The sequence below is a fragment of the Rhodococcus sp. CH91 genome (assembly GCF_022554085.1).
Taxonomy (GTDB): Bacteria; Actinomycetota; Actinomycetes; order Mycobacteriales; family Mycobacteriaceae; genus Rhodococcus.
In genome coordinates this window covers 81,037-101,293 of sequence record NZ_JAKFYR010000014.1, presented here as the reverse complement: position 1 = coordinate 101,293, position 20,257 = coordinate 81,037, and the positions used below count along the sequence as shown (strand labels likewise).

At 68.2% G+C, this 20,257-nt stretch carries 19 protein-coding genes; 8 read left to right on the top strand and 11 right to left on the bottom strand.

What is annotated here, in order from left to right:
• Positions 1 to 30: 30 nt before the first annotated feature.
• The 11 genes from MOM01_RS21135 to MOM01_RS21085 form a co-directional block, all read right to left on the bottom strand.
• On the bottom strand, positions 31 to 1,080 hold the full coding sequence (locus MOM01_RS21135) for a LacI family DNA-binding transcriptional regulator (RefSeq protein WP_241387403.1): 1,050 nt from the start codon (positions 1,078 to 1,080) through the stop codon (positions 31 to 33).
• A 51-nt stretch (positions 1,081 to 1,131) separates the two neighbouring features.
• The gene (locus MOM01_RS21130; RefSeq protein ID WP_241387402.1) at positions 1,132 to 1,932 is read right to left on the bottom strand and encodes an ABC transporter ATP-binding protein; all 801 of its coding nucleotides are present in this window, start codon (positions 1,930 to 1,932) and stop codon (positions 1,132 to 1,134) included.
• On the bottom strand, positions 1,929 to 2,981 hold the full coding sequence (locus tag MOM01_RS21125; protein ID WP_241387401.1) for a FecCD family ABC transporter permease: 1,053 nt from the start codon (positions 2,979 to 2,981) through the stop codon (positions 1,929 to 1,931). The genes MOM01_RS21130 and MOM01_RS21125 overlap by 4 nt, the downstream gene beginning before the upstream one ends.
• Positions 2,978 to 4,021: a FecCD family ABC transporter permease gene (locus MOM01_RS21120; RefSeq protein ID WP_241387400.1), complete on the bottom strand. Its 1,044-nt coding sequence runs from the start codon at positions 4,019 to 4,021 to the stop codon at positions 2,978 to 2,980. Before MOM01_RS21120 ends, MOM01_RS21125 begins: the two co-directional genes overlap by 4 nt.
• Positions 4,018 to 5,055, bottom strand: coding sequence for an iron-siderophore ABC transporter substrate-binding protein (locus tag MOM01_RS21115; protein ID WP_241387411.1), 1,038 nt, complete (start codon positions 5,053 to 5,055; stop codon positions 4,018 to 4,020). Before MOM01_RS21115 ends, MOM01_RS21120 begins: the two co-directional genes overlap by 4 nt.
• Positions 5,056 to 5,196: 141 nt before the next feature.
• Entirely contained in the window at positions 5,197 to 5,982 is a 786-nt protein-coding gene (locus tag MOM01_RS21110; RefSeq protein WP_241387399.1) for an AraC family transcriptional regulator, read from the bottom strand.
• A gap of 61 nt (positions 5,983 to 6,043) precedes the next feature.
• Positions 6,044 to 8,578 (bottom strand): phosphoenolpyruvate synthase, encoded by a 2,535-nt coding sequence (locus MOM01_RS21105; protein ID WP_241387398.1) that lies wholly within the window; start codon positions 8,576 to 8,578, stop codon positions 6,044 to 6,046.
• 168 nt (positions 8,579 to 8,746) lie between these two features.
• Entirely contained in the window at positions 8,747 to 9,625 is an 879-nt protein-coding gene (locus MOM01_RS21100) for a sulfurtransferase (protein WP_241387397.1), read from the bottom strand.
• Between the two features lie 108 nt (positions 9,626 to 9,733).
• Complete coding sequence (locus tag MOM01_RS21095; protein WP_241387396.1) at positions 9,734 to 11,092, bottom strand: MFS transporter; 1,359 nt, start codon at positions 11,090 to 11,092, stop codon at positions 9,734 to 9,736.
• Between the two features lie 146 nt (positions 11,093 to 11,238).
• Positions 11,239 to 11,895: a hypothetical protein gene (locus MOM01_RS21090; RefSeq protein WP_241387395.1), complete on the bottom strand. Its 657-nt coding sequence runs from the start codon at positions 11,893 to 11,895 to the stop codon at positions 11,239 to 11,241.
• Entirely contained in the window at positions 11,892 to 12,824 is a 933-nt protein-coding gene (locus tag MOM01_RS21085) for an Lrp/AsnC family transcriptional regulator (protein ID WP_241387394.1), read from the bottom strand. The genes MOM01_RS21090 and MOM01_RS21085 overlap by 4 nt, the downstream gene beginning before the upstream one ends.
• A gap of 248 nt (positions 12,825 to 13,072) precedes the next feature.
• Here MOM01_RS21085 and MOM01_RS21080 point away from each other — a divergent pair, with 248 nt between their 5' ends.
• From MOM01_RS21080 to MOM01_RS21045, 8 genes are read left to right on the top strand one after another with little or no spacing between them, the layout of a single operon-like run.
• Positions 13,073 to 13,906, top strand: a complete 834-nt coding sequence (locus MOM01_RS21080) for a transporter substrate-binding domain-containing protein (RefSeq protein WP_241387393.1) — start codon at positions 13,073 to 13,075, stop codon at positions 13,904 to 13,906.
• A 4-nt stretch (positions 13,907 to 13,910) separates the two neighbouring features.
• Positions 13,911 to 14,642: an amino acid ABC transporter permease gene (locus MOM01_RS21075; protein WP_241387392.1), complete on the top strand. Its 732-nt coding sequence runs from the start codon at positions 13,911 to 13,913 to the stop codon at positions 14,640 to 14,642.
• A complete protein-coding gene (locus MOM01_RS21070; RefSeq protein WP_277610056.1) occupies positions 14,639 to 15,409 on the top strand; it encodes an amino acid ABC transporter ATP-binding protein in 771 nt (256 codons plus the stop codon). Before MOM01_RS21075 ends, MOM01_RS21070 begins: the two co-directional genes overlap by 4 nt.
• A gap of 40 nt (positions 15,410 to 15,449) precedes the next feature.
• Positions 15,450 to 16,415 carry a C-terminal binding protein gene (locus MOM01_RS21065; RefSeq protein ID WP_241387391.1) on the top strand — a complete coding sequence of 322 codons (966 nt, stop codon included), beginning with the start codon at positions 15,450 to 15,452 and terminating at the stop codon, positions 16,413 to 16,415.
• On the top strand, positions 16,412 to 17,320 hold the full coding sequence (locus tag MOM01_RS21060; protein WP_241387390.1) for a sugar phosphate isomerase/epimerase family protein: 909 nt from the start codon (positions 16,412 to 16,414) through the stop codon (positions 17,318 to 17,320). The genes MOM01_RS21065 and MOM01_RS21060 overlap by 4 nt, the downstream gene beginning before the upstream one ends.
• Complete coding sequence (locus tag MOM01_RS21055) at positions 17,317 to 18,522, top strand: aromatic ring-hydroxylating oxygenase subunit alpha (RefSeq protein WP_241387389.1); 1,206 nt, start codon at positions 17,317 to 17,319, stop codon at positions 18,520 to 18,522. The genes MOM01_RS21060 and MOM01_RS21055 overlap by 4 nt, the downstream gene beginning before the upstream one ends.
• Positions 18,519 to 19,502, top strand: coding sequence for a PDR/VanB family oxidoreductase (locus tag MOM01_RS21050; RefSeq protein ID WP_241387388.1), 984 nt, complete (start codon positions 18,519 to 18,521; stop codon positions 19,500 to 19,502). Before MOM01_RS21055 ends, MOM01_RS21050 begins: the two co-directional genes overlap by 4 nt.
• Positions 19,499 to 20,257 (top strand): class II aldolase/adducin family protein, encoded by a 759-nt coding sequence (locus MOM01_RS21045; RefSeq protein WP_241387387.1) that lies wholly within the window; start codon positions 19,499 to 19,501, stop codon positions 20,255 to 20,257. The genes MOM01_RS21050 and MOM01_RS21045 overlap by 4 nt, the downstream gene beginning before the upstream one ends.

Genomic DNA, 20,257 nt, shown 5'->3' with positions numbered 1-20,257 from the left:
CGCCCACCGGTAACAACACTGTTGCCGACGTTAACGATCAGGGACGAGGTCCGCACGAGGTGCCGGGCACTGCGCCGCACTCCCCCGCTGCACCCACTCCACACCGAAGGTGCGGTGTACAGGATCTCCCGCAATCCGGTCGATCCGCGCAAGGAGAAGCTCCGCCGCAGCCGCAGCCATCTCCTCCAAGGGCTGATGCACCGTCGTCAGATCGAAGATCGCCCAGCTCGACTGCTGCAGATCGTTGTAGCCGACGATCGAGACGTCGGACGGCACATCGAGATTCAACCGCTTCGCCGCGTCGAGCGTTCCGTATGCGATGTAGTCGGTGGCGCAGAACACTGCGGTCGGACGATCGTCGGCGCCGAGCAGAGCCAGACCACCTTCGAGCCCCGTGGCCGCATCCACCGGCCCCCGATGTACGTGCCGCTCCTCGACGATGACACCGAGACTCTCGAGCCTTTCCCGGAAACCTTGCTCGCGCAGCCGGATGCTGGGGTTCTGCAGGGGACCGGAGATCAGGCCGATCCGCGTGTGCCCCATCCTCACGAGATGTTCGGCGACGAGCCTGCCGCCTCCGATATTGTCCGAGGTCACCCGGTCCACCCGGCCGGCGTACTTGCCGTCGACGTCGCGATTGAGGATCACGAGGGGAATGTTCCAGTCGACGATCTCCGAGACGATCGGAGAATCGAGCCGAGAGGAGATGAACACGACCCCGTCCACCAGTCCCCCGCGCAACGCCAGGATGTCCTTCTCCAGGGACCCCTCGGTGCGGTCGCTCATGAGCAGCACCCGGTAGTCGTTGCGGGCGAAGCAGTCCTGCAAGGTGTTCACCAGCGTCGGGTACGACGGGTTGTGCAGGTCGCCGCTGACTATCCCGATGGTCGACGACTTCCGGGTGATCAGGCTGCGGGCCGTGACGTGCGGGACGTACCCCATCTCCTGTGCGAGAGCTCGGATGCGCAGGCGGGTCTTCTCCACGACGCGCGGATCGTCACGCAGGGCACGGGAGACCGTCGACTGCGACACGCCGGCGCGACGAGCGACGTCGTAACTGGTGACCGCCCGGTTGCTCATTCCCCGGATTGTAGGGACAAGGCTGCCGGTCCGTCGGGTTGCTCCGCCTGCTCAGATCACGTGATGCCGCCCGACCGGCAGCACCAGCGGCTTCCCCGAGACCGGATCGGAGATCACTCGGCTGTCGAGCCCGAACACCGCGCTCACCGTCTCACTGGTGAGCACATCGGACGGATCACCGGACGCGTAGATACTGCCGTCGGCCATCGCGACGAGATGGTCGGCGTATCGCGCGGCCAGGTTGAGGTCGTGCAGCACCATCACGATGGTCGTCCCGCGGTCGCGGTTGAGATCGGTGAGCAGATCGAGCACCTCCACCTGGTGGCTGACATCGAGGAAGGTGGTCGGTTCGTCGAGCAGCAGCAGGTCGGTCTGCTGCGCGAGCACCATCGCGATCCACACGCGCTGCCGCTGCCCACCCGACAACTCGTCCACCGACCGCTCCGCGAGTTCGGTGGTGTGGGTGGCAGCGAGCGCGTCGGCGACCGCAGCGTCGTCCTCCCGGCTCCAGCGCGACAGCACCCGCTGGTGCGGATGCCGGCCGCGGCCCACGAGGTCGGCGACGACGATGCCCTCCGGGGCGATCGGCGATTGCGGCAGCAACCCGAGGGTGCGGGCGAGTTTCTTCGCGGGCAGCCGGTGGACGTCCTTGCCGTCGAGCAGGACGTGCCCGCCGCGCGGCGACAGCAGTCGTGACATCGACCGCAGCAACGTCGATTTCCCGCACGCATTGGCGCCGACGATGCACGTGATCCGCCCCGGTGGCACCTCGAGATCGAGGCTCTCCACGACGGTGCGGTTGCCGTACCCGAGTTCGAGTTTCTCGGCGATCAGAGTGTGCGATGCGGTCACAGCGAGCCTCCCGCGCGGTTGGAACGAATGATGAGGTAGACGAGATAGGGCGCGCCGAGCGCACCCGTCACCACCCCCACCGGATAGCGCGTGTCGAAGGCGTACTGGCCGACGAAGTCCGCGACCAGCACCAGCAGTGCGCCGACGAGTGCCGCCGGGACGAACAGCGACGTTCCCCGTCCGACGATGCGGGCGGCGATGGGCCCGGCCAGGAAGGCGACGAACGCGATGGGTCCGGTCGCGGCGGTGGCGAAGGCGATGAGCCCGACCGCCGAGACGATCGCGATCAGACGCGTGCGTTCGACCCGCACACCGAGCGCCTGCGCGGCGTCGTCCCCGAGCTGGATCATCGACAGGTTGCGGATCTGTACGAGCAGCACCGGCCCGAGCACGGCGAGGGCGACGACGACGGGCACCGTCGCACCCCACGTCGCGCCGTTGAGGCTGCCGGTGAGCCAGCGCATCGTCTCCTGCAGATCCCAGGTCGCCGCAGTGCTCAGGAGATAGGAGGTGACGCTGTCGAGCATGGCGGCGATGCCGATGCCGATGAGGATCAGGCGTGTGCCCGCCACACCACCGCGATAGGACAGGCTGTAGATCAGCAGGGCCACGGCCAGACCGGCGACGATCGCGAAGATCGACACGCCGGTACCACCGAGACCCAGCACGATGATGGCGAAGGCCGCCGCGGCACTGGCCCCGGAGCTGATGCCGATGATGTCGGGGCTCGCGAGCGGGTTGCGCAACATCGTCTGGAAGGTGATGCCGCCGAGCCCGAAGCAGATTCCGGCGACCACCGCGAGCACCGCGCGGGGAAGTCTCAGGCGTCCGATGGTGAAGGTCGCGCCGGCAACGTCCTGTCCGAGGACGACACGCAGCACGTCCGCGGGCGGATAGAACGTCTTGCCGAACATCAGATTCGCGGCGAAGGCTGCGGCCACGAGAGTCGCGAGCACGGCGATGACGAGGTGTCGACGCCGTCCGCGCTGCACTCTGCTCGCGGCGAGTTCGTCGATGTCGGGTTCGGTGGTCTCGAGTGTGATTGTCACAGTTCGCGCAGCTTCTGCCGTCGGACGATGTACACGAAGAAGGGCGCCCCGATGAGCGCGGTGATGATGCCGACGTCGATCTCGGCGGGTCGCGCCACGATGCGGCCGACGACGTCGGCGGCGGTGAGCAGTCCCGCGCCGACGAGAGCCGAGAACGGCAGCAACCACCGGTTGTCGATGCCGATGAGCAACCGGCACAGGTGCGGCACGACGAGACCGACGAACGCGATGGGACCGGCGATCGCGGTCGCCGCCCCGCACAGCAGGACGGCACCGAACCAGGCGACGCCACGGGCGAGGGCGACCCGTTCGCCGAGACCGGCGGCCATGTCGTCGCCGAGTGCGAGGGAGTTGAGGCTGCGCGCCGACAGCAGACAGACGGCGAAGCCGACGCCGAAGAACGGCAGGGCCTGCGAGATGGCCTCGAAGTTCGCTCCGCCCACCCCGCCGATCTGCCACGACCGCACGCTGCCCGCGATGTCGCCGCGGGGCAGGATGACGGCGGTGACGAACGACGCGAGCGCCGCCGAGGTGGCGGCACCGGCGAGCGCGAGTTTGAGGGGTGTCGCTCCCCCACGGCCGAGCGATCCGATCGTGTAGACGAACAGCGCGGCCGCCGCGGCACCCACGATCGCGACCCAGATCATGGAGGTCTGGCTCCACAATCCGAACCAGGCCATGCCGATCACCACGGCGAGCGAGGCACCCATGTTGACACCGAGAATGCCGGGATCCGCCAAAGGATTACGGGTGACACCCTGCATCACGGCACCGGCGAGCCCGAGCGCTGCTCCGACGACCAGCGCGAGCACCGTGCGCGGAATGCGTTTGGCGATCGCGCCCTGACCGATGTTGTCGGTCGCGCCTCCGAGAGCCGCGACGATGTCGGCCCAGTCGACATTGCGCGAGCCGATGGTGATCGACGCGATCACCAGCAGAACGAGCACCCCGAGCAGGGCCAGAAGCCAGACAGAATTGCCGACGGCCGAGCGCCCCCGTTCGTGGGCGCTCGGCGTCGACTGCCGGTGTGGTGCGGTCACTCCGCGTTCGACTTGCCGGCTGCGTCGGCGAGCAGCTCGACGTAGTCGGCGAGCACCCAGGAGATGGCCAGAGGAGTGGGGTTCGCGGCGGTGCCGAGCGGGCCGGAACCGTCGAGGAAGACGATCGAACCGTTGCGGACCGCGGGCATCTGCGACAGCAGCGGGTCGGCTTCGAGCGCGTCGACGAGCGCCTGGTCACCGTAGGTGACGATGATCTGCACATCGTCGAAGACGTCGACCTGCTCGGCGCTGACCTTCTTCGAGAACGCGTCGTCGGTGGAGGCGTCCGCCACGCTCTTCGGGGTGGCCAGACCGAGATCCTCGAAGAAAGCCGCTCGCGTGTCGTTGGCGGTGTAGAAGCTGACCTGGCTCAGGTCGGCGGTGTCGACGTGGGTGAGGAACATCGTGGCCTTGCCCTCGAGTTCGGGGTGCGCGGCGGCGGCGTCGGCGATCTCCTGTTCCAGGCTCGCGACGAGTTCCTCGCCTTCCTCGGCCATGCCGAGGCCGGCGCTGTTGAGCTCGATCATGTCGCGCCACGAGGTCGCCCACGGCGCCTCGGGGTACGCGACGACGGGCGCGATCTCGCTGAGGGTCTCGTAGTCCTCCTGCGTCAGACCCGAGTAGGCGGCGAGGATGACGTCGGGGTTCGTGTCGGAGACGGCTTCGAAGTCGATGCCGTCGGTCTCGTCGAACAGGACCGGGGTCTCGGCGCCGAGTTCTTCGAGTCGCTCTTCGACCCACGGGAGCATCCCGTTGCCGTCGTCGTCACCGAAGTTGGCGGCTGCCATACCCACGGGCACGACGCCGAGGGCCAACGGAACCTCGTGGTTGGCCCAGTTCACCGTGGCGACGCGCTCGGGCTTCTCCTCGAGGGTCACGGTGCCGAGCGCGTGCTCGATGGTGATGGGGTACTCGCCCGAGTCGGTGGCAGGAGCGGAGTCGGTGCTCTCCGTGGAATCGGATCCACAGGCGGTGAGACCGAGGGCGACCGCGACTGATGCGGCGGCGATCGTCAGAAAGCGCTTCGAACGCATGGAGGCAGAACTCACTCTCGTACGGGTAGGGCCCTCGGCCCTACGGTCGAGACCAGTTAGGCGAGGTTTGCCTAAACCGTAATGTTCGCCCGAATCCGGCGCAATCGCTTGGTCGGGACACCTCCTGTAGCGATCGGGACATCAGCTGACGCGGAACATCCCCGGTGTCGCGCCGGTGACCCTCCGGAAGGCCGCCCCGAACGCACTCGCCGACCGGTAGCCCACCTGCTCGGCGACCTCGTCGACATCCGTGCCGTGACCGAGCAGCATCACCGCTCGTTGTGCACGGACCGCCGCAACCCACCGGCCGAGACTCAGTCCGGTCTCCGACCGGAAGGCGCGGGTGATGGTGCGGGTGCTCACCCCCAATTCGGCCGCCCAGTCCGAGAGCGTCCGCGGGTCGCTGGGATCCTCGGCGATCGCCTCGACGATGGGGCGCACGAGCGGAGACGACGGCACCTGCACCATCAGCTCGTTCTCGGTCGGCGCGAGCACGTCGATCACCATGCGTTCGGTCAACGACCGCGACTCGTCGCCGAGCTCTTCCTCCGCCAGACGGTCGAGCAACAGTCGCAGGAGCGGTGTCATCTCCACCGCGACGGGGCCGTCGGACAGCGAAGGCGCCGATCCGATCCCGAAATGTGCGGTGCGATACCAGGTTCCGGCGGGCATCACACCCCAGTGCAGCATGCCCGCCGGAATCCACAGTCCCATGGCCGGGGTGACGGTCCACGTGCGCGCACCGATCGTCGCGCTCGACGCTCCCCGGTCGTTCCACAGCAACTCGTGCGTCGGATGCGAATGCTCCTCGAAGCGGGTATCGCACGAGACGAGTTCGTCCATGCCTGCGATGACGAACGGCACGTCGATCTCGCCGGCCCCGTAGACCGGCAACGTCCTGCTCTCCACGGCCTCGACGCTCTTCACCGTGCCCTCCTCCGCTCCGCGACGACGACAATCCTCACACGCGCCGCCACCACGGCACCCGTCAGGACAGGATTTCCACGTGGCCCACCGTGCCGTCCACCCGGATCCGCTGCCCGTCACGGATCAGCCGGGTGGCGTCCTCCACCCCCACGACGGCCGGAAGCCCGTACTCGCGAGCGATCACCGCGCCGTGGGTCATCAACCCTCCGACTTCCGTCACCAGCGCATCGACCGCGACGAACAACGGGGTCCAACTCGGATCGGTGTAGGCGGTGACGAGAATGTCGCCCGGCGCGAGGTCGGCCTGCGACATGTCGGTGACCACCCGCGCGCGCCCCTCGACGACCCCGGCCGAGACCGCCAGCCCGGCCAGCGCGTTCTCGGGCAGATCCTCCCGCCGATACGCGCCGGAGAGCATCTCCCCGGTCGACAGCAGCACCCGGGGTGGTGTGAGTGCTTCGAACGAGCGGAAGGCATCCTTCCGTTCCGCGACGAGCTCACCGCACGGCCGCGGCGTTCGCACGACCTCGCCGAGTTCGTCGAAGCGCAGGTAGAAGATGTCCTCTTCCCCGTCGATCACTCCCGCCTCCACGAGACTCGCGGCTTCACGCAGGAGCGCCTGCTTGTAAAGGAAGTAGCGGGCGACCATGCCGTACTTCGGGTATTCCCGATAGCCCGCGAAGTTGCGGATGCGGTCGATCAGGGTCTTGATCTCGTCCGCTCTGCCGTCTCCGTCCGGCAGTGCGCGCACCCGCTCGAGCAGTTCCGCCTCCTTCTGCTGCGACTCCTGCCGACCGCGTTCGACCCGCCGCCGGCCTTCTCCCGGTTCGAAGTTCTCGATGTTTCCCAGGATCGTCGGGACGAGTGCCGTCGGCTGTTCGCTCCAGCGGGGACGCGTGATGTCGATCTCTCCGACACATCGCATGCCGTACCGGGCGAGGAAACCGTCGAAGGCCGCTCGGGCGTGCGGGCCACCTTCACACCGTTCCAGTGCGTCGAGGAAGAGTTCGTCGTCGACACCCGTGGCCGCGACCTGCCTCAGGAAGTCGACCGCCTGCGGGTACGGGCGGATCGCGTCGGCGACATCGAGCAACGCCGGCCCCATCTCAGCGGTGACATTGTGAGGAACCGATCGGCTGATGACGTCCGCGACGTTCCGCTCCCCCAGCCACTCTTCGATCAGAGTGTTCAACCGTCCCGCGGCCTCCATTCCCGCCATGATGGCCTGTCCGCCGAGCGGATCGAACAGCCTGTCTTGCAGTTCTCCGATGTCGGCGCGGATGAAATCGAACAGCGCCGGTCCGGATCTGCCCGCGATGACACGTCCGCACTCTGCCACCGAGGCTTCGCCGCGCGCGATGAGCTCTGTGACGATATCCGGATCGAGTTCTGCTGGGGCCGAGGGAAAACCGACCGGAGCGCGGTTAGCATCGTCGTCGGGGCGCAGGGGGACGAACCGCCGGTCGAGAACCGTCTGCAGTGCATCGCCGATGAGCGGGTCGGACGTGCCGAGCGCCGCCGCGATTCCCGGCCCCCGGCTGGGTGAGGCCAGCATCGAGGTGACGTCGACGAACAGACGCCCGCCCGCGTGGCGCATGGGAGCGCGGCTGGTGAGCTGCCAGACCGAGATGCCGAGCGGTTTCATCGCGTCGGTCATCATCTGCTGGTGACCGACGGAGACGTACACGCGGTTCGCGTCGTCGTCGGCCTCCGGGATCGGGAAGAGCGTCGTGATAGGGCGGCTCTGGACGATCCGGAAATCGCCGTCCGCCAGGCACCATTCGATGTCCTGCGGGCATCCGGCATGTGCTTCGATGCGCCGGCCGAGCCGCACGAGTTCCCCGATCTGCGCGTCCGTCAGCACCGGCACGTCCTGCCGTTGCGTCCTGTCCACGATCTCGCCGGCCCGCACGGTGTACGCGTCGGCGTTCACCAGGCCCGACACCAACCGGTCACCGAGCCCGGATCCCGCGTCCACTCGGGCCACCGTGCGGTCGGAGGTGATCGGATCGGCGGTGAAGAGCACTCCCGCCGCCTCGGCCGGCACCATCCGCTGCACGATCACGGCCATGTGGACCTTCCGGTGGTCGAAGCCGTTGCGCAACCGGTAGCCGACGGCACGCTCGGTGAACAGCGACGCCCAGCACATGCCGATGCGCCTCATGACTTCCGGGGCGCCCACGACATTCAGATAGCTGTCCTGTTGCCCTGCAAAGGAAGCCGTGGGAAGGTCTTCGGCGGTCGCGCTCGAGCGAACGGCGACGGGCTCGTCGTCACCGAGCTCGTGGAGACCGTCTGCGATCTCCGCGGCGAGATCGTCCGGAATTGCACATCCTTCGATGACCTGCCGGACCCGAGCGCTCAACGCCGCGATGCCGGCGCGATCGTCGGCCGCGACCCGCGAGAGCTGCTCGAGCAGGTCGTCGAGATGTGGCGCTTCGGAGAGCACCTTTTGGAAGGCGTCCGTCGTCACGCAGAAGCCCTCCGGCACGTCGACGCCCTCGATGCGCCGCAGTTCTCCGAGTCCCGCCCCCTTGCCACCAACCGCCGACACCGACGACCGGTCGATGTCCCGAAGATTCAGTACGTATGCCATTTCGGCTCCCCACCTGCTGATTCGATGCTGTGCGGGCGAGTATGAACCGAATTTTCGATCCTCATGAGAGCCGAGGATCCGGTATAACGTGAAAGGGGGAAGCCGGAAACCGAAACCATGGTGTTCTCGACCGCGCTGGACGAGGTCGAGAACACCGAAGTTCAGGAATCAGCGGGGATCCGGGCCCTCCACGAGCGGCAGGGAGTCGTCGGCGGTCCACGCATTGAGCGAACCGTCGTAGACCGCGACATCAGGCCGGCCCGCGGCCGCGAGCGCGTGCGCCAGACCCGACGCGGCGATGCCACCCCCGCAGTAGGTCACCGGCTTCACGTCCGGATCCAGGGCACCGGCCTTCTCGAAGATCTCCCGCAGTTGCGTCGCGGGCTTCAACCGTCCGGTCTGCGAGTCGACGAGGTCGGCGAACGGAATGTTGATACTTCCGGGAATGTGGCCGCGGCGCGGATAGGACGCGCTCTCCCCACGATAGGTCGCGGGATCGAGGGCGTTGATGATCAGAGTGTGCGGGTCGTCGAGCGACGCGGCGATCTCCTGCGTCGACCGCACCAGCTCCGGGCGATGATGCGGAGTGAAGGTCGCGCCGTGCGGGACCACCTGCTCGTCCGAGACCGGATAGCCAGTGGCCTTCCAGGCGGGCAGACCCCCGTCGAGTACCGCGGCGTCGTCGAAACCTTCGAGCCGCAGTTGCCACCACAGCCGCGCGGCCCAGATGCCGTTCTTCTGGTCGTAGAGCACGACGCGGCGACCCTCCCCGATGCCGACCGCACCGGCAGCGATCGCGAAGCGCTCCGACGACGCCGCGGTGAACGGTTGCGGCGCTTCGTGGTCGGAGAAGTCGGTGAACAGGTCGGCGTAGACCGCGCCGGGGATGTGTTCCTCGAGGTAGGTCGTCAATCCCGGTTCGATGTGCACCGACCCGTCCGGCGGCATGCTCAGGTGCACGGTGGCGTCGACGATGACGAGGTCCTCGTCGCCCAGCTGCTCGTACAACCACTCCGGCGAAACGGTGTTCGGCTTGGTGTCGCTCATGGGAGGTCCTCCTCTGTTCGGCGTCTGTCTCCAGTAGAACAGCCCCGAGCAGTCGTGTGGGTCGGACCCCGCCGGGCGGGGCCCGACCCACACGAATCAACCCGAGTCCTACTCCGACCCGCTACCGGCCAGGTTCTTTCCGCTCGTTTCCGAGGCGGTCCAGGCGGCGAGGATCGTGACGCAGGCGGTGCCCGCGAGAATGATGCTCAGCGGCAGACTCGACCCGTCGGAGGCGACCAGCAGACTCGCGGCGATCATCGGCGTGAAGCCGGCACCGATGAGGCTGGCGAACTGGTAGCCGAAGGAGACACCCGTGTAGCGCACGTTCGTGCCGAACATCTCCGACAGCATCGGCGCGAGCGGCGCGTACATGGCGGCCTGCACCGACTGCGCGATCAACAGGGAGACGGTCAGCAGCGCGACCGAACCGGAGTCGATCATCGTGTACAGGGGGAAGGCGTAGAGCACGGCCACCGCGGCACCTGTGAGACTCACCGCGCGCCGCCCGACCCTGTCGGACAATGCCGAGAAGCCCGGGATGGCGACGATCGAGACGATCGGCATCACCATCAGGATCTGCATGATCGTCGACGACTCGTACCCGATCGAGGTGGTGTACGAGATGATGTGCGAGGTGATGAGTGCTGTCATGGCGAACGGCCCGATGCCCACCGCGCACGCGAGGATCAGCGGACGCGGCTGTCGAAGCAACTGCAGGACAGGCGGTTTCTCGCTCGTCGCAGCCTTCGACTTCTCCGCGGCCTCTTCGAAGACCGGGCTCTCGACCACGCTCATACGGATGTAGAGGCCGATCACCAGCAGCGCCGCACTCGCGATGAAGGGAATGCGCCAGCCCCACGACTCGAAGGACTCGTCCGGCAGCAGGGTCGCGAGCATGACCGCCGCCGTCGACAGCAGGAATCCGATCGGCGACCCGAGTTGCATGAGCCCGGTCCACAGCCCGCGCCGGCGATCGTCGGAGTGCTCGGCGACCATCAGTGCCGCACCGCCCCATTCGCCGCCGACGGCGATGCCCTGCACGACCCGCAGCGTCACGAGCAGGATGGGAGCCAGTACGCCGATCTGCTCGTAAGTGGGCAGGATGCCGATCGCGAAGCTCGCGATACCCATCATCACCATCGTGATGACGAGCATGGACTTGCGTCCCAGCCGGTCGCCGAAGTGCCCGAACACCAGGCCGCCGAGCGGCCGCGCGACGTAGCCGGCCGCGAGGGTTCCGAAGGCAGCGATGGTGGACACCGCGGAGTTCGACGACGGGAAGAACAGGTCGCCGAAGACCAGGGCGGCCATGGTGCTGTAGAGCAGGAAGTCGTAGTACTCGATGGTGGTGCCCAGCAGGCTCGACAGCGTGACCTTCCGCAATTGCGAGCGGTCACCGGCCGTCGAGTCCGGAACGGCCGAGGCCGTATTCGTTTCCTCGACCGAGGTCGACGCAGGTTGCTCCATTCGGCGCTCCTGAGATCGTAGGGACAGGTCGTGGCGCAGCACCGGCACCCGGAAGGGTGTGATGCGCGTCACCGAAACTCTGTCAATACGCACGGAGTGAGCCAATCCGGCGCCCGCTGAATGGGACGTTCCGGAGGCGTGCCCGGTCAGGACCTCAGGACGTAGTCCGACGGCAGCAGTCCGCTGCCGGGCAGCAGATATTCGTCCGCCTCGAGCAGCGACCGCCACCGGTCGAGGAAGCCCGGGAACAGGTCGAGCGGAGCCGCGTCGACGACCCGCACCGCCGGATTCGACAATGCGACCAGCAGCGCCGTCAGCACGACCCGCACGTCTCCGTCGTGGTCGAGCACCCCGGCCGGTTCGCCGAGTCCGGGTGAGACGACGAGCGAGCCGCCTTCAACGCACACAGCCAGGCCGAGCTGCGTGAGCAGCGGAGCCCACGCCGGGGCGGATCCGTCGTCGGCGGACAGCACGCAGGCTCCGGCCGCCCGGGTCGCGGCGACCGCGTAGAGCGGCAGCACATCGGCGGGTACGGTCGCCTCGAACTGCGGAAGCTCCCCGGCGGTGGAGCGGGTCGTCGCCGTCAGCCCGTCGGCGGAGGCGACGACGTACGCGCCGGTGGTCGCGACGTCCGCTCGCAGCCGGCGCACGGTGCCGGCGTCGAGCCGCAGGGGTTCGCGCACCATCACCGTGCCGCCGGTGACGACGCCGGCGAGCAGCAGAGCCGTGACGGCCACCGCGGACGCCTCGGAGTCGACGCGACCGCGCACCGGTATCGCAGCGTAGGGAGGTTCGATCGTCACGGGGATTCCTCCTGGATGGTCGAGAGCACCGGGACGTTGTTGTACCGCTCCTTCACGGTGCGGAAGTGGACCCAGCTTTCGAGTTCGAGAACGGATCTGAGCGCGCGGACGGTGTCGAGCGACGACACGACGTCCTCGAGTCGCGTGGCATGGACGGTACCCAACAGATCGAACCGGCCGATGGTGCTCGCGAGGAAGTTCACACCCGGGAAGTCCTCGATGACCGCCGCCAGGTCCGAGATGCGGCCGCTCGCACGGATTCCGAAACCCACCGCGACTTCCGTCTGGTGTTGCCCGCCGGTGAGGGCGCCGATGCGCAGCACACCGTCGTCGATCAGTCGCCGGACGCGCATGCGCGCGGTACCCGGCGACGTCCCGGTCGCCTCCGCCAGTTCTGTGTACGAGGCGCGTCCGTCGTCCTGCAGCACGCCGAGGAGCCGCACGTCGAGGGAGTCGAGGTGGGTGACGGGCACCTTGTCGGGCCGGCCGATGTCGACGATCAGATCGGTGTAGGTGAGCGTGTTCGTCTCCCGGACACCGTCGATGCCGCGGATCCGTTCGAGAGACGAGGCGAGCCGTGCTGCGCCGACCGTGCGGATCTCCACGATGAGCGGATACCTGCCGCTGGTGAGCGAGACGTACGGCACGTCGTGCAGCTCGGCGATCCGCGCCGCGACCTGCCGCACGGGCCGGTCGACCGCGATGGAGACGTGGCCGAGGGCGTCGAGCCCGATCGTCGAGGGATGGACGATGCCGACGACGTTGACCCGGCCGCTCTCGAGCAGGGCGTTCAGCCTCTTCGACACGGTGGGGCGGGAGACCCCGAGCTTGGCCGCGAGCTCGTTGCGCCCGATGCGGCCGTCGAGCCGCAGCTCTTCGACGATGCGCGCATCGAGGTCCTGCACCGGAAATGTTACGGGCGATGTCATCGGATGTTTACAAACGAGATCCGGGCCAACGGAACTTTACTCATCAGCAGTTATCTCCATCTTTCCGATCCACTGGTCAAGGTCGAAGGCAGTTCGAGTTTCCCGAAAATCGACAAGTGACGTTGATTGCTCTGTTTTCGACTTGGACAGAACATATCCCACTCCATATGTTTCGAACCAACCGAACGAGCACAGACCAGCGCCGATCTCGTTGCTCTACATCCCCCGCCCCCACAGGAGATCGAACGATGAGAAAAGTAGGACTGCTCGCAGCCGGCACCGGCCTCGCCCTGCTCGTCAGCGCGTGCGGAGGTGCATCCGGTGGCAGCGAAGCCGACGGCGCGGCCCCCGCCGGCCTGGCCCGCGCCGGTGAGGTCACCTTCTGCACCGACCCCGAATATCCCCCGATGGAGTACTACGCCGAGGGCGACACCAGTACCCCGATCGGCTTCACCTCCGATGCCGCCCGCGCCCTCGCCGACCTCTGGGAGGTCGACGCGAAGTGGCAGATCACCTCGTTCGACGGCCTCATGCCCGGACTTCAGGCCGGCCGCTGCGACGTGCTGTGGACCGCGCTGTACATCAGCCCCGAGCGTCTCGAGGTCGCCGACGCCGCACCCTTCCTCGAGACCGGCCCCGGCCTGATCGTCCGCACCGGCGACACCTCCATCACCAGTTCCGAGGATCTGTCGGGCAAGACCGTCGCCGTGCAGGGCGGCGGTAGCAACGAGCTGACCGTCAAGGCCCTGTCGGAAGAGCTCGAGGCCGCCGGTCTGCCCGGCATCACCATCCAGGCCTATCCCAAGACCGCAGAGACCGTCGCGGCCGTCACCAACGGCAAGGCCGACGCCCTCATCGAGACCGATGTCGCCGTCGTCGACATGGTCGGCAAGTCGAACGGCGCGCTCGTCGCGGTGCCGGACATCTTCCCGGCCGACACGCGATTCGGTGTCTACACCAAGAAGGACTCCCCGCTGACCGGCCCTGTCGCCGAGGGTGTCCGGACACTGGCCGAGAACGGCACCCTGCAGGAGATCGCCGTCGAATACGGTCTCGATCCTGCGCGCGTGATCACGGATTGACGCCATGACCTTCGATGTCGAGATCTTCCTCTCCGCTCTGACGTCCTCGGAGTTCTTCCGGGGAGCCTGGCTGTCGGTCGCCCTCGCGGCAGCGTCGATGCTCTTCGCCACGGTGATCGGCTTCGGTGTCGCCCTGCTGCGCATCAGCGACAACCGCCTGGCCCGCACCGTGGGTGGCGCGTACGTCTGGTTCTTCCGCGCCATCCCGACCCTGCTCGTACTGCTGATCATCTGGAACGCCGGACCGCAGCTGTTCCCCGCCCTGCGGGAGAACTGGTTCAGCCCGTTCCTCGCGGCCTTCATCGGTTTCGCGGTGGTCGAGGCCGCCTACATGGCGGAGATCCTGCGCTCGGCACTGCTCAGCGTGGACGACGGCCAGCGCCTGGCTGCCCGCGCCATCGGTCTGCCCCCGCACAAGGTGATGTTCAAGGTGGTGCTGCCGCAGGCCATCAAGGTGGCGCTGCCGCCCACGGGCAACGAGTTCATCGCGATGCTCAAGTACACCTCCCTGGCCTCGGTCATCTCCCTGCGCGAGCTGCTGACCACCGCCCAGGTCGGGGTGTCGAACACCTTCCGCTACGCCGAGTACTACAGCGCCGCACTGGTCTACTACCTCGTCATCGTCACCGCGCTGATGGGCGTGCAGACCCTGATCGAGCGCCGCTACCGCTGGGTCTCGTCCGGGATCGCCACAGCCCCGACGGCCCGCACGAAGAAGGAGACGGTGACAGCATGACCAGCACCGCACTGCTCGAAACGATCGGACTGCGGAAGACCTACGGCAACAACGAGATCCTCAAGGGAGTCGATTTCGCGATCGAACCCGGACAGGTCAAGGCCGTACTCGGCCCGTCCGGTTCCGGCAAGTCGACGATCCTGCGCCTGATGTCGCTGCTAGAACCCGTCGACGACGGTTCGATCCTGCTGCACGGCAAGGAGATCGGTGTGGCGACCGGGCGTGACGGGCGTTCGATCCCACTGCCGGAACGCAAGCTGGCCCGGGAACGCACGAACATCGGGATGGTCTTCCAGAAGTTCAACCTCTTCGCCCACCTCGATGTGCTCCACAACGTCACGCTCGGCCTCACCGAGGTGCACGGCATCGCCAAGGACGAGGCCGTCGACCGTGCCGAACGGATGCTCGAGCGGGTCGGGATGTCGCAGCGCATGCGGCACTACCCCTCGGAACTGTCCGGCGGCCAGCAGCAGCGCGTGGCGATCGCCCGGGCGCTGGTCCTCGACCCCGCGGTGATGCTCTTCGACGAGCCCACCTCCGCACTCGACCCGGAACTCGTCAACGAGGTCCTGGCCGTGATGGAAGACCTGGCACAGCAGGGCATGACGATGATCGTGGTCACCCACGAGACCCGCTTCGCCCGCCGGGTCGCCGACGAGGTCGCCCTGTTCGACAGCGGCGTCATCGTCGAGCAGGCACCGCCGGAGCAGTTCTTCACCGCGCCCGAGCACGAGCGCACCCGCGAATTCCTGTCCCACATCCACTGATTTCCCACATCCGCCGACCGACCCCGAACGGAGCACTCTCATGGCATCCCCGATCGCGGTCTACACCGATCTCGACGACCTCGACCCCACGGAGGGCATCGCCCTGCTGGAGGCCGAAGGATTCGAGGTGCGTGTGCTCGAGACCCGCGACCCCGACACGATCGCCGCCGCCGCGGCGGATGCGTCCGCCCTGCTCGTCGGCTACGCCCCCGTCGACGCCGCCCTGCTCGACCGGCTCCCGCAGGTGGGAATCGTCTCGATGCTCTCGCGCGGCTACGACTCCGTCGACGTCGCCGCGGCCACCGTGCGCGACGTCTGGGTGGCCACGGTCGGGGATGTCGCCACCACCGAGGTCGCCACCCACACCTGGGCCCTGACCCTGGCCGCCGTCCGCCGGCTCGACTTCTTCGCCCTCGGCGGGCGGCGCGGCTGGCTCGACCGTCCGCAGTATCCTCCGCGGAGCCTCGCCGAGACGACCCTCGGGCTCGTCGGTCTCGGCCGCATCGGCAGCGAGGTCGCCGCCCTCGCGTCCGGTTCGGTCGGGACGATCCTCGGCTACGACCGGGCCGGTCGTGCACTATCGTCCGGGGTGACACCCGCCTCGCTCGCCGAGGTGGTCGCCGGCTCCGACGTCGTGTCCATCCACCTCCCGCTCGACGACTCCACCGAGAAGCTGTTCGACGCCGACCTGCTCGCCAAGATGCGGCCGGGCGCGTGGCTGATCAACGTCTCGCGCGGCGGCATCGTCGACTCCGGTGCACTCGCCGACGCACTCGACGCCGGCCACCTCGCCGGGGCCGCCCTCGACGTGCTCGACGTCGAACCACCTGTGCCGGGCGACCGCCTCGCCGAACACCCGAACGTGCTGCTCACCCCGCACGTGGCGTATCTGTCCGACCGCACGGCCCGCGAGTACATCCGCATGCAGGCCGCGAACGTCGTCGAGTGGTACCGCACCGGCGCACCCTCCCGTTCCGTCAACGACCCGCACGAGGTGATCGCATGAGCCCCCGGCTCGAGATGTTCCAGTCCCTGTGGGCCATGGAGGATCTGCCCTGGCGCGGCACTCCCTGGACCCTGCCCGAGCAGCTCGATCGCCTCGTCGAGGAGAACTTCGACGGTGCGGCAGTCGATCTCGGCGCCCGCGGCAAGCCCGAAGCCGGGAGCCTCGCTCCCCTGCTCCGCGAGCGCGACCTGCGGTCGGCGGTCTTCGCGTTCCTGCGCGACGACACCGATCTCGACGCCGCGCTGCGCTACGCCGAGAGGATCGGCGCGGATCGGATGGTCGTGTGCGGCTGCGTCTTCGACCCCGACGACAGCGTGGTGATCGACGCCGTCCATCGCTGGCACAGCACCGCCGAGGCTGCCGGTGTCGCGATGCAACTCGAGACCCACCGCAACACCCTCACCGACGACATGCGCCGCACCACACGTCTGCTCGACGACATCGACCCCGCCGTGAACCTGGCCATCGACCTGTCGCACTATGTGGCCGGCAGCGAGATCCCGTCGACGCCGACCCCCGAGATCGACGGGCACATCGAGGCCCTGTTCGCCCGCGCCGAATCGGTCCAGGGCCGCGTCGCGACCCGCTGCCAGGTGCAGATCCCCCTCGGCTTCCCCCAGCACCGCGAATGGGAGGAGCTGTTCACGGGCTGGTGGACCCGCGCGTTCACCTCGATCCTCGAACGCCGCGCCCGGGCCGGCAGCGACGAGCCCGTCATGTTCTGCACCGAACTCGGCACCACCCCCTACGCCATCACCGATCGCGACGGCGTCGAGCTGTCCGACCGGTGGGCCGACACCCTGACCCTGCGCGACCGGGCCGTCGCCGCCTTCGCCGAGGCCGCATCCGCGACCGGGTCCACAGGCCGCACTTCCACCCTCACGACCTCAGGAGCGTCACGATGAGCACCTCGCAGTTCCCCCTGCCGGAGCGCACCACCACCTCGACCGGCAACGTCGTGATCGACGGCCCGCTGCCCGAGCTGCCCACCGGACGCGCGATCGTCCCTGCCCGCGCGTACACCGGCACCGAGGAGTTCGCCGACGAGCAGAAGAGCGTCTTCTCGTCGGGCTGGGTGTGGGCCGGTTACGCCCACTGGGTCGCCGAACCCGGCGCGGTCCATCCCGTCACCATCGGCGGCAAGCCGCTGCTGCTCGTGCACGGCGAGGACGGCCGCATCCGCGTGTTCCACAACTCGTGCCGGCACCGCGGCATGGCGCTGACCGAGGATCCGATGGTCGTGCAGGGACGCATCCAGTGCGCCTACCACTGCTGGTCGTTCAAGCTCGACGGCACGCTCGCCGCCGCCCCCTACTACACGCGTGAGCGTCGCTCGAAGCTCGACCCGGAGGTCGCGAAGCGGCTGAGCCTGCTGCTGGTCGCGAGCCATACCTGGGCCGGGATGATCTTCGTCGATCTGTCGGCGACGGACACCGATCCGCAGGCCTGCGCCGACGACTTCGCCGCGAAGCTCGAGCCCGTGCTGGGCCGCTGGTCGCACATCGACTTCGATCGCCTCCACCTGGCCGGTGAGAAGAAGTTCGAGGTCGACGCGAACTGGAAGCTGGTCGTCGAGAACTTCCTCGACTTCTACCACCTGCCGTTCGTGCACCCGCAGGTCGGGCCGGTCACGGCCTCCCTCGACGTCGACGATGTGGCACTGCACCCGGACATCATCGGCGGCAGCTATCCGCGCGGCGCCGCCGGCAAGGCCGAGAAGACCGCGAAGTCGCTGCCCTGGCTCGGTGACGTCCCCGCCGACCGCCTCGAACGCCAGGACATCTTCTGCCTGTTCCCCAACGCCCTGGTCTTCCTCGAGGCCGACTGGTTCCAGGTGATCGGCTACCACCCCGTCGCCCCCGATCACACCGTCGAATACATGGCGATCTTCGTCGACTCCTCCGCCGCCGGTGACGATTTCGCCGAGACGAGGTCGCAGCTGTGCGACGTGCTGTGGGAGGTCAACGAGCAGGACATGCCGATGCTGCACCGCCTGCAGATCGGCCGCAACTCCCCCGGCTCCGACTCGACGAACCTCGTCTCGCACTGGGATCAGATCACCGCACTGTTCCAGGACCGCGTCGCAACGAAAGCAGGTTACCGATGACCGCCCTGCTCGAGCGTTCCACCGACCGCACCCCGCGCACCCGCTCCGTGCGGGTCACCGGAATCACCTGGGAGGCAGAGGGAATCCTGTCGGTGACTCTCGCCGACCCGGCCGGGGATCCGATGCCGGCCTGGGATCCCGGCGCCCACGTCGACATGGAACTGGCCCCGGGACTCACCCGCCAGTACTCGCTGTGCGGGGACCCGGCCGACCTGCGCAGCTGGACGGTCGCGGTGCGGGCCGCCGCGGACTCCCGCGGGGGTTCGGCCTACGTGCACTCCACGCTGCGTCCCGGTGACATCCTGCGCGTGCAGGGCCCGCGTCAGCACTTTCCGCTCGAGGACGCCCCGGCCTACGTCTTCGTCGCCGGCGGTATCGGGATCACCCCGCTGCTGCCGATGATCGAGGCGACCGCCGCGCGTGGAGCGACCGTCAGCGTGCACTACGCCTACTCGGGTCAGGCTCCGGCGCGGTTCGTCGAGCGCCTCGCCGCGACCGGCGTGCCCGTCCACCTCCACCCCTCCGCCGAGGGCCGACGGCTCGACCTGCCGGCACTGTTCGCGGCCGGTACCGGGGACGCGCTCGTGTACTCCTGCGGGCCGGAACGCATGCTCACCGAACTGACGGAACTGCTTCCGGCCGAGGCGTTGCGCATCGAGTCGTTCTCGCCCGCTCCGGCAGGGTCCGCTCCGGCATCCGAGGACGCCGCGCCGTCGTCGGCGTGCTCGGTGCAGCTCGGCGCGGACGGACCCGTCGTGGAGGTCGCCGAGGACGAATCGGTCCTCGACGCGCTCGAACGTGCCGGTGCGGACGTCATGTGGTCGTGCCGCGAAGGCACGTGCGGCAGCTGCGAGGTGGGTGTGCTGTCCGGGAAGATCGACCACCGCGACAACATCCTCCTCGACGACGAGCGCGAGGAAGGAAAGTGCTTCTTCCCCTGCGTGTCCCGGCCGATCTCGACGGCGGTGCTGGACCTGTGACCGGCACCGTCGCCCGCACCGAGGAACTGAGGCTGCGCCGCGAACTGGCCGCCGTGTACCGGCTCGTCGCGCACTTCGGGATGACCGACCTGATCTTCACGCACATCTCGTTGCGGCTGCCCGGACCGGAACCACGCTTCCTCATCAACCCCTACGGCCTGCTCTTCGAGGAGATCACCGCGTCGAACCTCGTGGTGGTCGATCCGGCCGGGATGCCCGTCGGTGACACCGGCACCCTGGTGAACCCGGCCGGTTTCGTCATCCACGGCGCGATCCACGCGGCCCGCCCCGACGCGCACTGCGTGCTGCACACCCACACCCGGGCCGGCTGCGCGGTCGCGGCGACCACCGACGGTCTGCTGCCCGTGAACCAGATGTCGATGGAGTTCTACGACCGCGTCGCCTACCACGACTACGAGGGTGTCGCGCTGAGCCTCGACGAGCAGGCCCGGCTCGTCGCCGACCTCGGCGACCGCCCCGTGATGATCCTGCGCAATCACGGCCTGCTCACCGTGGGAAGCACTCCCGCCCAGGCATTCCTGCGGATGTTCTATCTCAACCGGGCGTGCGAGATCCAGGTGACGGCCGCCGCGGCCGGTCCCCTGGTGCTGCCGCCACCGGACGTGTGCGAACGCAGCGCCCGCCAGCTCACCGGCACGAACAGCGGTGACGACTTCGCCGATCCGGGCGCGGACCTCGCGTGGGCAGCACTGCTGCGCCTGCTCGACCGCATCGCGCCCGGCTACGCCGACTGA

Excerpts from the sequence above, each read along its gene's own strand:
- MOM01_RS21135 (WP_241387403.1), bottom strand. The coding sequence starts at position 1,080 with ATGAGCAACCGGGCGGTCACCAGTTACGACGTCGCTCGTCGCGCCGGC.
- MOM01_RS21115 (WP_241387411.1), bottom strand. The coding sequence starts at position 5,055 with ATGCGTTCGAAGCGCTTTCTGACGATCGCCGCCGCATCAGTCGCGGTC.
- MOM01_RS21105 (WP_241387398.1), bottom strand. The coding sequence starts at position 8,578 with ATGGCATACGTACTGAATCTTCGGGACATCGACCGGTCGTCGGTGTCG.
- MOM01_RS21100 (WP_241387397.1), bottom strand. The coding sequence starts at position 9,625 with ATGAGCGACACCAAGCCGAACACCGTTTCGCCGGAGTGGTTGTACGAG.
- MOM01_RS21095 (WP_241387396.1), bottom strand. The coding sequence starts at position 11,092 with ATGGAGCAACCTGCGTCGACCTCGGTCGAGGAAACGAATACGGCCTCG.
- MOM01_RS21085 (WP_241387394.1), bottom strand. The coding sequence starts at position 12,824 with ATGACATCGCCCGTAACATTTCCGGTGCAGGACCTCGATGCGCGCATC.
- MOM01_RS21080 (WP_241387393.1), top strand. The coding sequence starts at position 13,073 with ATGAGAAAAGTAGGACTGCTCGCAGCCGGCACCGGCCTCGCCCTGCTC.
- MOM01_RS21075 (WP_241387392.1), top strand. The coding sequence starts at position 13,911 with ATGACCTTCGATGTCGAGATCTTCCTCTCCGCTCTGACGTCCTCGGAG.
- MOM01_RS21070 (WP_277610056.1), top strand. The coding sequence starts at position 14,639 with ATGACCAGCACCGCACTGCTCGAAACGATCGGACTGCGGAAGACCTAC.
- MOM01_RS21065 (WP_241387391.1), top strand. The coding sequence starts at position 15,450 with ATGGCATCCCCGATCGCGGTCTACACCGATCTCGACGACCTCGACCCC.
- MOM01_RS21060 (WP_241387390.1), top strand. The coding sequence starts at position 16,412 with ATGAGCCCCCGGCTCGAGATGTTCCAGTCCCTGTGGGCCATGGAGGAT.
- MOM01_RS21055 (WP_241387389.1), top strand. The coding sequence starts at position 17,317 with ATGAGCACCTCGCAGTTCCCCCTGCCGGAGCGCACCACCACCTCGACC.
- MOM01_RS21050 (WP_241387388.1), top strand. The coding sequence starts at position 18,519 with ATGACCGCCCTGCTCGAGCGTTCCACCGACCGCACCCCGCGCACCCGC.